The sequence below is a fragment of the Streptomyces resistomycificus genome (assembly GCF_001514265.1).
Taxonomy (GTDB): Bacteria; Actinomycetota; Actinomycetes; order Streptomycetales; family Streptomycetaceae; genus Streptomyces; species Streptomyces resistomycificus.
The window spans coordinates 161,060-173,800 of record NZ_KQ948991.1 but is presented as its reverse complement, the minus strand read 5'-3'; the positions used below and the strand labels follow the sequence as shown (position 1 = coordinate 173,800).

Sequence of the window (12,741 nt, the reverse complement as noted above, 5' to 3'; positions counted from 1 at the left end):
GGAGCCCCAGCTGGCAGGATCACGACCCAGCAGCGCAGCAACCGGACGTCGTCCAGACAGGCCACCAGCTCAGCGCTCGGAGAGACACTCACGGCGCCGTACGTTCTCGGTCAACTTCCGTCGGAACCACGGCACGGCGCGTCGGTCCTCTCCCACGTGCACCAGAGCCCCGTGGAGCCGGCCCCACCGGGCCCGTGCTCTCCCGCCGACAACGGGCCCGGCCTCTCCCTACGGTCCACGCCACCACGGCAGGGACCGACGCCGCCCGCATGGTTCGGCACCGGTCCCCACGAGGGGAGGGACCGGTGCCGGACTTTCCTCCTCGCTTCGGCCGCGAGCGGCCCGCGGCTCAGCTCGGTCGCAGGCGTTCGGCCAGACCGGCTGCCGTGAACGCCTTCACGACGTCCTCGCGGTCCTCGGTGAAGTGGGTCCAGCTGTCGCAGTGCACCGCAACCACGTGCCGCGCGTCGAGGATCCGCGCGGCCTCCGCGGCCCCGGCGCTGTCGAGGACGAGCGGTTCGCCGTCGAAGAGGACGGGGAAGCGGGGCGCGCCGGCGAACAGGACGGCGGTGTCGACCGGCCCGAACCGCTCGGCGATCCGCCGCACCGCGTCGAGCGAGGCGTTGTCCCCGCTCACGTAGACGGTGGGCAGCCCCTCCCCGGTCAGTACGAACCCGACCACCTCGCCCGTGAACGGTACGACGTCCTCCCGTGCCCCGGGCCCGTGGACGGCGGGCACACCGGTCACCACGACCGTGCCACCGCCCGGCCGCTCCAGCTCGACGGCCTCCCAGTCCGCCAGCCCCTTGGCCCCGCTGCCCAGCCGCTGTCCACCGGAGGGCGTGGTGAGGGTGAGCGGGACGTCGGCGAGCAGGGCCCGTCCGGCGTGGTCGAGATTGTCGGCGTGCTCGTCGTGCGAGAGCAGCACCACGTCGACCCGGCCGAGCTCGGCGGGCGTCGCGGCGGAGGGCGCGGTCTTGGTCAGGGTCGGCCCGCCGGGCCTCGGGTAGTCGCCGGGCGGGTCGAAGGTGGGATCGGTCAGAAAGCGCAGCCCGCCGTACTCGAAGAGAGCGGTGGGGCCGCCGAGGACGCGGACGGCGAGCGGTTCGTGGGTGGTGCGGGCGCCGGTGTGGTCAGCGGTCATGACGGGAATCCCCTCACGGATGAAAGTGTGCTTATCCGTGAGGGACGGTAGTTGTTTCTCACGGATGAATGCAAGGCGTACCGTGAGATTTGAGGTTGATGCCGTGAGGGAGAATGAGCCGTCGAGGGAGACGGGACAGGGGCTGGAGGCGGAGCACCTGACACCTGATGGAGAGCGGGACATGGTGATGGGTGATGGATGAGGCGGCAGAGGCGGCCGAGCGAGGGGCGGGCGCGGCGCGTCAGCAGGAGACGGCGACTGTGCCGGCCGCCGAGCTCGCACCCCCGCCGGCGCCCGGCGCGGAGCAGTACCCGGCCCTCGATCTCGCCAACACCGCGATCGCACTGCCCGGCGGCCACTTCCTGGACCTCCTCGGCACCCCAGCCGCCGCCAACCGCTGGATGACGGAACACGGACTCGCCCCGGCGGACGCCGGCATGCGCGAGATGTGCGCGGCGCAACTGCGCTCGCTGCGCGAGAATGTCAGGGCCTTGCTCGCGTCCCGCGTCGACGGGCTCCCCGCGCTGCCGGCGGCCCTCTCCGCCGTCAACGACGCGCTGACCAGGGTCCCGACGGCGGCCCTACTGCACTGGGACGACAAGAACGGCCCCTACCGGGCCGCCCCGCACCCCACCACGCAGATCGTGGACCACGCCCTGGCCACCCTCGCCGCCAACGCGGCCGACCTCCTCACGAGCCCCGACGCCGACCGCCTCACGGCCTGCGGCTCGCCCCCCTGCAACCGCTACCTCCTGCGCCACGGCCGCCGCCACTGGTGCTCCACCCGCTGCGGCGACCGAGCCCGAGCGGCCCGCGCCTACGCCCGCCGCACGGGCCGCGAGACGGACTGAACGGGGCGGCAGGTCACCGAGGTGCGACGGTGCAACCCCTCGGGTCACGCCTCACGGGATTCGGATACGCGTGCAGGTCGGCCCGCGGTGGCTGCGTGATTCACACAGATCGTCAGTTCCGTTACTCGCGTTGAGGGCCGTGATGCTGATGCCCCCCGCCTCTGGTGGAAGGGTCATCGGCATGCTGACCCGCTGCTCGACCGTGCCCGTGTCGTCAGGTCTGAGCTCACTTGAGTAGTCGTCGACCGAGCCCCGGATGGGCGTGTCCAAGTCAGCCCCGGTGGCGGTCACGTACACCTGGATGGTCGCCCACATCTCCACGCCGTCGGCATGCACGTCGAAGCTCAGTTGCAGATGGGACCGAGGGCCTTCGATCTTGACGTCGGTGATGTTGGGTCGTCCGTTCCCGTCGGCAGCCTTGGCCGCGCCGATCACCGCCACGCTGAGAGCCACCATGTAGAAGACCACTCCAAGGATGAGAACGCAGGTCTCCCACAGATTGCCCCGCCGGGTGGGGTGGATGAGCAGGGCGACGATGCTGCAGACGATGGCGAGGATGGCGCAGAGCGAGGCCACGTAGATCGGCCATGACTTGTTGTTGAGGGCGACGAACACGACGTCGCTGGACAGCCCGAGAGCCGTCATGATCCCGGCAACGGTGATCAGCGCACCGGCCAGGATCTTGGCGACGTCGTCCAGGCGCTTTCCGACCCTGGCCTGGATCTCGTCGGGCGTCGGCACAGCCTCTCTGTCGTCGCCCATGTTCGGCACCCTCATTGCGGTCCTCCACGCGTAGGCTCGCGCAGGCAAGGCCATACACCGCTCGGTGCGCCCAACAAGGAGGCAACCCGGCCCGTGGCATCCGCTCGACCTACTCGCCCTCGGGTGGGTAAGGCTCCCAGCCCCAGTCTGGCCGTGGCCTGTGAGCAGGTTGCCGCAACCTATCGGCTGGCAGCGTGGCCGTGCTCGGGACACTCCCACCCCACACATCTTCACCGAGCGAAGTCACCCGAAGTCACCCCATCGAGGCGGCTCCCAGTCCCGGCCTCTGGATGTTGTGGGTCTGCCATGGCGGCGGCACCACCCCCCCTCAACCCACCACTCTCCCGGCATCTTCCGGAGCGGTGGTCGCGCAGATGGACACGCACGCGAAAACAGATGAGCACCTCCGAAATTTCGGAGGTGCTCATCTGCTGTATCACTGTCGGGGTGGCGGGATTTGAACCCACGACCTCTTCGTCCCGAACGAAGCGCGCTGCCAAGCTGCGCTACACCCCGATCGTCGCTGCTTGTCGCGGCGACGTCGTTTACTTTAGCCCACCGGTGGCTGGAGACGAAATCCGGTTTTGGCGCGGTGGCGGACGGGGTTCGGGCGGGCGTGGTCGAGGGCTACGAGGAGGATGGCGAGGGTGTAGAAGGCGAGGCCGAGGAGGAGGGCGTTGCCGAGGATGCTCTTGTAGCCGTGCAGGTCGACGTCCAGGAACGGGTAGAGATAGCGGCCCGGCGTGCCCGGGGGGATGAGCTCGCCGCGGATCAGGGAGAGGGCCAGGTAGGCCAGGGGGTAGAGGAGCCACGGGGCGGCCTGGCGTAGGTGCAGGCGGCCGGGCGGGGTCAGGAAGAGCCAGTCCAGGAGGGCCGCGACGGGGACCACGGTGTGCAGGACCTGGTTGGTGATCATGTGCCAGCCGGTGGGCGCGGCCGCCGCGCCTGTCAGGGGGAACGGGCTTGCCGCGTTCGCGAGGAGCAGGTGGTACACCAGGCCCGTGATCGTGACGTAGAGAAGGGCCGCGCCGGTCAGGGCGGACGGGAGGGGGCGGCGGGCCGTCCACGCCCTGCGGGCCGAGAGGGTCAGGACCAGTGCCAGAAGGATCGCGCTCTGGACCGAGAAGTGGCTCAGGACCCGGACCGGGCTGCCGAGGAGCAGGTCGATCGTCACGGCGGCCGCCGCCACCAGGGCGACCAGCAGGCGGTAGGCGGCGGCCAGGGGGCGGCGAATGCGGGGCACCACCGCCGTGGCGGGGACGGGCGAGGGCAGCAGCGCGGGCACGCCCGGGATGGCGGGCAGGTCCGGGATGTCCCTGGGTATCGGGGCGGTCATGCCCTCACGCTAGGCAGGGCCGACAAAAGGGGCGATACGGGCGGGCCGTGCGGGTTAACGGTCGAACCGCGCCGGCCCACGCAAGCCCGCGCGCCGGCCTGCGCAAGCCCGCCTGCTCCGCGGCGTGCCCTACTCCCGCCCCACCAACGTCAGCAACGTCACCTCCGGCGGACAGGCGAACCGCACCGGTGTGTAGCGGTTCGTGCCGCAGCCCGCCGAGACGTGGAGGTAGGAGGTGCGGTCCTCCGCCGTGTGCCTGGACAGGCCCTTCACGCGGTCCGTGTCCAGGTCGCAGTTGGTGACGAACGCGCCGTAGAAGGGGAGGCAGAGCTGGCCGCCGTGGGTGTGGCCCGCCAGGATCAGCGGGTAGCCGTCGGCCGTGTAGGAGTCCAGCACGCGGAGGTACGGCGCGTGCACCACGCCCATAGAGAAGTCGGCCGACGCCGACGGCCCGCCGGCGACCTGTGCGTAGCGGTCCCTCTTGATGTGCGGGTCGTCCAGGCCGGTCAGCTCCACCGACACGCCCTCGATCTTCAGCGTGCCCCTGGTGTTGGTGAGGTTCAGCCAGCCCGCGCCGTCGAAGCCGTCCCGCAGGTCCTCCCACGGGTTGTGGATCGCGTTGACGGCGGGCGCGTTGCCGTTCAGGCCGTGGCGGCCCTGGGCCTTCTCGAACAAGTACCGGGCGGGGTTGCGGAGTTTGGGGCCGTAGTAGTCGTTGGAGCCGAAGACGTACGCGCCCGGGAACTCCATCAGCGGGCCCAGCGCGTCCAGTACCTCCGGCACGCCCTCGGGGTCGGAGAGGTTGTCGCCCGTGTTGATCACGAAGTCGGGGCGCAGCCCGGCCAGTGAGCGCAGCCAGCGCTGCTTCTTGCGCTGGCCGCCGACCATGTGGATGTCGGAGACCTGGAGCACGCGCAGCGGGCGCATTCCTGCGGGAAGGACGGGGACCGTCACCCGTCGGAGGCGGTAGGAGCGGGCCTCGAAGCCCGCCGCGTACACCAGACCGGCGGCGCCAGCCGCCGCGATCGACAGAGGTACTCCGTATCGCGCGCGCATACGTCCATCGTGTCAGACCCCGAGGGTGCCCCGTGCCCAGACCCCGAGGGTGCCCCGTGCCCCACCGTCCGTTAAATGCATGGGCGTCCGGCGTGCGACACCTGCGACAATCAAACCCATGACCACGCTCAAGTCGAAGCTGCAGGCAGACCTCAACGCCGCGATCAAGGAGCGCGACGAGCTCCGCTCCTCGACGCTCCGGCTGACCCTCGCCGCGATCACCAAGGAGGAGGTCGCGGGCAAGACCAAGCGCGAGCTCTCCGACGACGAGGTGCAGAAGGTGATCACCCGCGAGGCGAAGAAGCGCCGTGAGGCCGCTGACGCCTTCGCGCAGGGTGGTCGTGCCGAGTCGGCCGAGCGGGAGAAGGCGGAGGGCGAGGTGCTCGCCGCGTACCTGCCCCAGCAGCTGTCCGACGAGGAGCTGGAGCGGATCGTCGGCCAGGCCGTCGAGGAGGCGAAGGCGGCCGGCGCCGAGGGGCCGCGGGCCATGGGCGCCGTCATGAAGATCGTGAACCCGAAGGTCGCGGGCCAGGCCGAGGGCGGCCGGGTCGCCGCCGCGGTGAAGAAGCTGCTCGCCGGCTGACCTACGCCGGGCGGCCCGCGGAAGGACGCCGGCTGACCCACGCCGCGCGGATCGACAGAAGGACGCCGGCTGACCCTCGCCGCGCCGATCCGCAGAGGACGCGGGCCGGCCCACGCCACCTCACCGACAAGGCGAACGGCCCCTTTCTCTCGTACGTCATGAATCCGTACGGGAGAAAGGGGCCGTTCCCGTCGTTCTCAGGCCCCGGCCCCGTTCTCAGGCCCCGTCAGTCCCGGCCCCCGTTGCCGTTTCCGTTGCTCTGGCCCTGGAAGAAGCCCTCCGGGATGGAGAAGGACGGGGTCGGGAAGGTGCCGCCGTCCGTGCCGCCGCCGTTGTCGTCGCCGTTGCCCCCGTCGTTGTTGCCGTTCCCACCGCCGTTGCCGTTGCCGTTCCCGTCGCCGTCACCGTCGTCGTCACGGTCACGGTCACGGTCCGGGTCCGGGATGCTGACGCGGTTGAAGGACTCGACTTCCTTGCCGGCGAGGGCGCCGGCCATCGCGTCCTTCCAGATCGGGCCCGGGACCTTTCCGCCGTAGACGAGCGAGTTGTAGGTGCCGCCGATCGTGATGTTCTTCATCTGGACCTTCTGGCTGGCACTGCCGACCCAGACGGCTCCCGACATGTTCGGCGTGTAGCCGACGAACCAGGCGTTCTTCCGCTCGTCGGTCGTACCCGTCTTACCGGCGCTCTGGCGGTCGGTGAGGCCGGCCGCCTGACCCGTACCGGAGTCGACCACGCCACGCAGGAGCTCGTTGACCGTGTCCGCGGTCTTCTCGCTCATCGCCCGCGCGCAGGTGGACTTCGGGACCTCCAGCGTCTTCTTCTCGTCGCCGATGCGCTGCGTGATCGACTCGATGGCGACCGGCGAGCAGTACATGCCCCGGGAGGCGAAGGTGGCGTACGCGCTCGCCATCGTCAGCGGGGAGAGACCGATCGAGCCGAGCGCGATGGAGGGCGTCTCGGGGAGCTTGTCACCGTTGCCCTGGCGGACGTGCAGCTTGTCGGTCATGTTGACCACGGGGCACAGGCCGATGTCGGAGATCATCTGCACGAAGTACGTGTTGACCGACAGCTCCATGGCCTTCTTCAGCCGGTACGGCCCGACCTCCGACTCGGTCTCGTTCTCCAGCGTCTCGCCGCGCAGGTTGGTCCACGGCTTGCTGCTGCACGTCTGGACCGGGGTCGGGTACTCCATCTTGAACGGCGCCGAGTACTCCTGGTACGCCGGGCGGCCCTCCTCCAGCGCGGCCGCCGCCACGAACGGCTTGAACGTCGAGCCGGTCGGGAAGCCGTAGTTGGAGCCGCCGTAGGCCGCGTCGACCGAGTAGTTGTACTCGGTCTCGTTCTTGCCGTAGCCGTACGGCTTCGACTGGCCCATCGCGACGATCTTGCCGGTGCCGGGCTCGACCAGGGTGGCCGCCGCGGCGACCTTGTCGCTCTTGTAGACGTGGTCCTTGAGCGACTCCTCGACCGAGTTCTGCGCCTGCGGGTCGAGCGTCGTACGGATCGTCAGGCCGCCCTGGTTCCAGATCTTCGCCCGCGCCTCGCGGGACTTGCCGAACACCGGGTCGCTGAGGAAGACCCGCTCCACGTACTTGCAGAAGAAGCTGGCTCCCTGGACGGCCGTGATGCAGCCGTTCTTGGGCTGGCTGACCTTGAGGCCGAGCGGCTCCTTCATCGCCTCGGCGGCCTCCGCCCGGGACACGTCACCGACCTCGGCCATGCGCTGCAGCACGATGTTGCGGCGCTTGGTGGCCTCCGCCTCGTCGTTGACCGGGTCGTACCGGCTGGGCGACTGGACGATGCCGGCGAGGAGCGCCGACTCCTGGAGGGTGAGGTTCTTGGCGGACTTGGAGTAGTAACGCTGAGCCGCCGCCTCCACGCCGTACGCCTGCTGGCCGAAGAACGTGATGTTCAGGTAGTTCTCGAGGATCTTCTTCTTGCCGAGCTCCTCCTCGACCTGGATCGCGTACTTCAGCTCCTTGATCTTGCGGCCGAGGGTCTGCTGGGTGGCCTGCGCGACCTTCGTCGGGTCGTTGCCGGCCTCCTCCACGAAGACGTTCTTCACGTACTGCTGGGTGAGCGTCGAGGCGCCCTCGGCGACACCGCCGCTCTGCGCGTTCTTGTTCAGCGCGCGCAGGACGCCCTTCAGGTCGATCGCGCCGTGCTGGTAGAAGCGCGAGTCCTCGATCGCGACGATCGCCTTCTGCATGTACGGCGAGACGTTCTTGAGGCCGACCACCGTACGGTCGCGCGAGTAGACGGTGGCGAGCTGGCCGCCGTCGGCGTCGAGGATGGTGGTGCGCTGGCTCAGCGGCGGGGTCTTCAGATTCGCCGGGAGCTCGTCGAAGCTCTCCACCGACCCCTTGGCCGCGAGTCCCAGCGCACCGGCCGCGGGCAGTGCGATGCCGGCCATCACGGCACCCGCGAGCACGCTGACACCGAGGAACTTGGCGGCCTGCTGCGTGGAGGACAGACCACCGCCCGAGCGCTTCTTTGGCATGGGGGCAGCCTAATCCGTTGTGCTGAGCGTTCCGAAGGAGCGGCCGCTCCAGGGGAGGTTCGGGTGCCGGATCGTGACATCCAGGGCAGGCGGCAGGGTGCGTCGTGGCGGCATGGCGGCACGACGACAGCGACGCGAGACGCCTACGTTCTCATTCGCCGGACACGCGCACAGGCCTTGGCCTAAGCTGCTCGCAACTGTCACAGCTCCAGGGCTACGTATCAATACGTCCGGCGACCCCGATCCGTTCCGGAAGTTCCCCGACTTTTTTGATGGGGACGTGTCCGAATCCGCCTCGTGTGTCATCTGGTGCCCGTTGTGACGCCATACAACTGTCCCGCTTTGCCGGAACAGTCACGTATGTCGCCAGCTCACTCCCCCGGGTGATCTGCCGCTTACGCATAGTCCGTTCGGGCCATTCAAGATTGGGCCCGAAGGGGGTGTTGCGCTGTGCCCACCTTCCGTAACGTCCTCAACTGGCGGCGGTGAATATGCCGCTGCCGCCGTGGGGGAGCCTCGATTCGGGAGAGGACGGCGCCGGTATGGGCTGGGTAGTCGACTGGAGTGCGCAGGCGGCCTGCCGCACTACCGATCCGGATGAACTGTTCGTTCAAGGAGCAGCGCAGAACCGGGCGAAGGCGGTGTGCACGGGATGCCCGGTGCGCACGGAGTGCCTCGCCGACGCGCTCGACAACCGTGTCGAGTTCGGGGTGTGGGGAGGGATGACCGAGCGGGAGCGCCGCGCACTGCTGCGCAGGCGGCCCACCGTGACCTCCTGGCGCCGGCTGCTGGAGACCGCGCGGACGGAGTACGAGCGGGGGGTCGGCATTCTGCCTCTCGACGACGACGAGGTGTACGAGCGTTACGCCGCGGTGAGCTGATCGCACGCGGCGGTGAACCGAGGGCACGCCCTCGGTCACCGGTCGCCCGGTTACCTGCTTACCCGGTCACGCTGGTCGCCGGGCGCCTGGATCGCCGGTCACCCCGGTCACTGGGTGGTGCCGGGTGCGGGATCACCCTGGTCTCTGGGTGGTGCCGGCGGGATCACCCTGTCACTGGGTGGTGCCGGGTGCCGGGGCATTCCGGTCTCTGGGTCGTGCCGGTTGGCGGTTCGGCCGCCGCCTGTCTGCGGTTCAGGCATCGGTGTCGGGCTCGGGCAGCTCCGGTCGGGCGGTCGCGAGCCGGTTTCCGATGTCCCGCAGCCCCGCGAGGTCGTGTACGTCGCCGGGCAGCGCGGCCACTTCGGTCACCGCCACCTCGGGGTGGAGCGCCGTGAAGCGGTCACGCGTGCGCTGCTCGCGGGAGAGCAGCCGCATACGCTCGGCATGCAGCCTCAGCAGGCCTGCGGTGAGCTGTTCGACGGACATCTCCTGCGATGCGTCCTCCTGCGATGCGTCCTGCTGCGACGCGTCCTGCTCGGTGGCGGGGGAGCCTTCGTCAGGAACCGGTGATGCCGAGGCAGGAGACTCCGCGGCCGGAGACGCCGCTGGGGGCGCCGCTGCGGATGCTGCGGGCGTTGCCGAAGGGGCTTCTGAACTGCCGTACGTGTCGGGAGAGTTACGAAGTCCAGCTTTCCCGTCCCCCTGATCCACAATGCGGGGCTCTTCAAGATTTTCCGCGGCGGAGAGCGCCCGCTCGGCCGACAGCCGGTCGGCGCCGCTGCCGTGGACCCGGTTGAGCACCAGACCGGCGAGCGGCATGTCCTCGGCCGCCAACCGCTCCACGAAGTACGCCGCCTCACGCAGCGCGTCCCGCTCCGGGGCCGCGACCACCAAAAACGCCGTCCCGGGCGCCTGGAGCAGCTTGTACGTCGCGTCCGCGCGCGTGCGGAACCCTCCGAACATCGAGTCCATCGCCGCGACGAACGTCTGCACGTCCTTCAGCAGTTGGCCGCCGAGGACCTTGCCCAGCGCGCCGGTCATCATCGACATGCCCACGTTCAGGAACTTCATCCCGGCGCGGCCGCCGACCTTCGCCGGCGCCAGCAGGACGCGGATGAGCTTGCCGTCCAGGAACGACCCGAGTCGCTTCGGCGCGTCCAGGAAGTCCAGCGCCGAACGGGACGGGGGAGTGTCGACGACGATCAGGTCCCACTCGTCCCTGGCGCGGAGCTGCCCCAGCTTCTCCATCGCCATGTACTCCTGCGTGCCCGCGAAGCCCGCCGAGAGCGACTGGTAGAACGGGTTGCCCAGGATCGCGCCCGCCCGGTCGGCGTCCGCGTGCGCCTCGACGATCTCGTCGAAGGTGCGCTTCATGTCGAGCATCATCGCGTGCAGTTCGCCGTCGCCCTCCACGCCCTTCACCCGGCGCGGGGTGTTGTCCAGCGAGTCGATGCCCATCGACTGGGCGAGGCGGCGAGCCGGGTCGATGGTCAGCACGACCACCTTGCGGCCCCGCTCCGCGGCGCGCAGGCCGAGAGCGGCCGCGGTGGTCGTCTTGCCGACACCGCCCGAACCGCAGCACACCACGATGCGGGTCTCCGGGTCGTCGAGCAGGGGGTCGAGGTCCAGCGCGGGGGCGGGGGAGAGACGGTGACGGGTGCCCTCCTGGGCGACAGCCGGATCCTTGCTCATGACATCCCCCTGCTCATGACATCCCCTGTTCCCGCAGTTCGGCGGCGAGTTCGTACAGGCCCGCCAAATCCATGCCCTCGGTCAGCAACGGCAGTTCGTGCGAGGGCAGGTCCAGCTCGGCCAGTACGGCCCGCTGCTCGTGCTCCAACGCGTACCGCTCGCCGTACTCCTCGGCCTGCCGCAGCAACGGATCCACCAGCCGCTCGGCGTGCCCGCCGCGCCGCGCCCCGCCGAGTCCGGCCGCGGACAGCGACTGCGCCACGGCCGTACGCGGCACCGTCCGTACGAGTTCCAGCTCGGCCGCGTCCAACACCTCGGGCCGCACCATGTTCACGATGATCCGCCCCACCGGCAGCCGCGCCGACCGCAGCTCGGCGATGCCGTCCGCGGTCTCCTGGACGGGCATCTCCTCCAGCAGCGTCACCAGGTGCACGGCCGTCTCCGGCGACTTCAGCACCCGCATCACCGCCTGCGCCTGATTGTGTATCGGGCCGATCTTGGCCAGGCCGGCGACCTCGTCGTTCACGTTCAGGAAGCGGGTGATGCGGCCGGTCGGCGGGGCGTCCATGACGACGTAGTCGTACGCGAACCGGCCGCTCTTGTCCTTCCGGCGTACCGCTTCGCACGCCTTGCCGGTCAGGAGTACGTCTCTGAGGCCGGGCGCGACCGTGGTGGCGAAGTCGATCGCGCCGAGCTTCTTCAGGGCCCGGCCCGCGCTGCCCAGCTTGTAGAACATCTGGAGGTAGTCCAGAAGGGCCAGTTCGGGGTCTATGGCGAGGGCGTACACCTCCCCGCCCCCTGGAGCGACGGCGATCTTCCGCTCCTCATAAGGCAGCGCTTCCGTTTCGAAGAGCTGCGCGATGCCCTGGCGGCCCTCGACCTCGACGAGAAGCGTCCGCTTCCCCTCTGTGGCGAGGGCCAACGCGAGGGCGGCGGCGACCGTGGTCTTTCCGGTCCCGCCCTTGCCGCTGACGACCTGGAGCCTGCTCACGTATTCGAGCGTAACCAGTCCGGGCTCGGGCTAAGCGGGAGGCTGTGGATAACGCGGGCGCGGGCCGCGTGTGGGCAGCGGCTAAAGTCGGCCACATGACCAAGTGGGAATACGCAACCGTGCCGCTGCTCGTCCACGCCACGAAGCAGATCCTGGACACCTGGGGCGAGGACGGCTGGGAGCTCGTCCAGGTCGTGCCCGGGCCGAACAACCCCGAGCAGCTCGTGGCCTACCTGAAGCGAGCCAGGCAGGCAAAGGCATGAGCTCCGTCGAGGCGCGGCTGGCCGAGCTGGGACTGACGCTTCCGGAGGTCGTGCCGCCGCTGGCCGCGTACCAGCCGGCTGTGCAGTCCGGCGTGTACGTGTACACCTCCGGGCAGCTGCCGATGGTGGAGGGCAATCTTCCGGTCACCGGCAAGGTGGGTGCGGAGGTCACGCCCGAGGAGGCCAAGGAGCTGGCGCGTACGTGCGCGCTGAACGCCCTGGCCGCGGTGAAGTCCGTCGCGGGTGACCTGGACCGGGTGGCGCGTGTCGTGAAGGTGGTCGGCTTCGTGGCGTCCGCCTCCGACTTCACGGGGCAGCCCGGGGTCGTCAACGGCGCGAGTGAGCTGCTGGGTGAGGTGCTGGGCGACAAGGGCGTGCACGCGCGGAGCGCGGTGGGGGTGGCTGTGCTGCCGCTGGACGCTCCGGTGGAGGTCGAGGTTCAGGTGGAGCTGACGGGGGCGTAGGGGTGTGCGGGGGTGTGCCTGCGGCGGCCTGTTCGGGTTCGGTGGGGGTGCGCGTAGCGCCCGGTGCTTCGTTGTGGGTCGGGGCCGTGTCGGGGGGTGTCCGTCCTCGGAACGTCGCGGAATCGGTCGGTCATAGAGGTGCTCGTGTTGACGCGACAACCGCTGCGGGCGGGCACCCCCCGACACGTCCCCTTCCCGCCGTGGGCGGCTGCGGC

General features: G+C 69.8%; 12 protein-coding genes and 1 tRNA gene. 5 read left to right on the top strand and 8 right to left on the bottom strand.

Annotated elements, in window-relative coordinates:
* Window positions 1-349: 349 nt before the first annotated feature.
* On the bottom strand, window positions 350-1,144 hold the full coding sequence (locus AQJ84_RS15290) for an MBL fold metallo-hydrolase (RefSeq protein WP_053190210.1): 795 nt from the start codon (window positions 1,142-1,144) through the stop codon (window positions 350-352).
* A gap of 194 nt (window positions 1,145-1,338) precedes the next feature.
* Between AQJ84_RS15290 and AQJ84_RS15285 the strand changes: the two genes are divergently transcribed.
* A complete protein-coding gene (locus AQJ84_RS15285; protein WP_079022590.1) occupies window positions 1,339-1,995 on the top strand; it encodes a CGNR zinc finger domain-containing protein in 657 nt (218 codons plus the stop codon).
* Between the two features lie 51 nt (window positions 1,996-2,046).
* Here AQJ84_RS15285 and AQJ84_RS15280 read toward each other — a convergent pair whose 3' ends face one another.
* From AQJ84_RS15280 to AQJ84_RS15265, 4 genes are all read right to left on the bottom strand, one after another.
* Window positions 2,047-2,757, bottom strand: coding sequence for a hypothetical protein (locus AQJ84_RS15280; protein WP_059198824.1), 711 nt, complete (start codon window positions 2,755-2,757; stop codon window positions 2,047-2,049).
* A 442-nt stretch (window positions 2,758-3,199) separates the two neighbouring features.
* Window positions 3,200-3,273 (bottom strand) — tRNA-Pro (locus AQJ84_RS15275).
* Window positions 3,274-3,307: 34 nt separating this feature from the next.
* Complete coding sequence (locus AQJ84_RS15270; protein WP_053190208.1) at window positions 3,308-4,093, bottom strand: Pr6Pr family membrane protein; 786 nt, start codon at window positions 4,091-4,093, stop codon at window positions 3,308-3,310.
* Window positions 4,094-4,222: 129 nt separating this feature from the next.
* The gene (locus tag AQJ84_RS15265; RefSeq protein ID WP_053190207.1) at window positions 4,223-5,149 is read right to left on the bottom strand and encodes a metallophosphoesterase; all 927 of its coding nucleotides are present in this window, start codon (window positions 5,147-5,149) and stop codon (window positions 4,223-4,225) included.
* Window positions 5,150-5,267: 118 nt separating this feature from the next.
* Here AQJ84_RS15265 and AQJ84_RS15260 point away from each other — a divergent pair, with 118 nt between their 5' ends.
* Window positions 5,268-5,732, top strand: coding sequence for a GatB/YqeY domain-containing protein (locus AQJ84_RS15260; RefSeq protein WP_030045685.1), 465 nt, complete (start codon window positions 5,268-5,270; stop codon window positions 5,730-5,732).
* Between the two features lie 226 nt (window positions 5,733-5,958).
* Here the strand turns inward: AQJ84_RS15260 and AQJ84_RS15255 are convergent, their stop codons facing one another.
* Window positions 5,959-8,235: a transglycosylase domain-containing protein gene (locus AQJ84_RS15255; RefSeq protein WP_030045684.1), complete on the bottom strand. Its 2,277-nt coding sequence runs from the start codon at window positions 8,233-8,235 to the stop codon at window positions 5,959-5,961.
* Window positions 8,236-8,777: 542 nt separating this feature from the next.
* Between AQJ84_RS15255 and wblA the strand changes: the two genes are divergently transcribed.
* On the top strand, window positions 8,778-9,116 hold the full coding sequence (gene wblA / locus AQJ84_RS43470; protein ID WP_030045682.1) for a transcriptional regulator WblA: 339 nt from the start codon (window positions 8,778-8,780) through the stop codon (window positions 9,114-9,116).
* Between the two features lie 252 nt (window positions 9,117-9,368).
* Here wblA and AQJ84_RS15245 read toward each other — a convergent pair whose 3' ends face one another.
* Both AQJ84_RS15245 and AQJ84_RS15240 read right to left on the bottom strand, forming a co-directional pair.
* Entirely contained in the window at window positions 9,369-10,808 is a 1,440-nt protein-coding gene (locus tag AQJ84_RS15245; protein ID WP_030045681.1) for an ArsA family ATPase, read from the bottom strand.
* 13 nt (window positions 10,809-10,821) lie between these two features.
* Window positions 10,822-11,799: an ArsA-related P-loop ATPase gene (locus tag AQJ84_RS15240; RefSeq protein ID WP_030045680.1), complete on the bottom strand. Its 978-nt coding sequence runs from the start codon at window positions 11,797-11,799 to the stop codon at window positions 10,822-10,824.
* Between the two features lie 95 nt (window positions 11,800-11,894).
* On the opposite strand from AQJ84_RS15240, the gene AQJ84_RS42215 reads away from it, so the two are divergent.
* Together AQJ84_RS42215 and AQJ84_RS15235 are read left to right on the top strand one after the other, a co-directional pair.
* A complete protein-coding gene (locus tag AQJ84_RS42215; protein ID WP_107082601.1) occupies window positions 11,895-12,062 on the top strand; it encodes a DUF4177 domain-containing protein in 168 nt (55 codons plus the stop codon).
* Entirely contained in the window at window positions 12,059-12,526 is a 468-nt protein-coding gene (locus AQJ84_RS15235; RefSeq protein ID WP_030045678.1) for a RidA family protein, read from the top strand. Before AQJ84_RS42215 ends, AQJ84_RS15235 begins: the two co-directional genes overlap by 4 nt.
* Window positions 12,527-12,741: the final 215 nt, after the last annotated feature.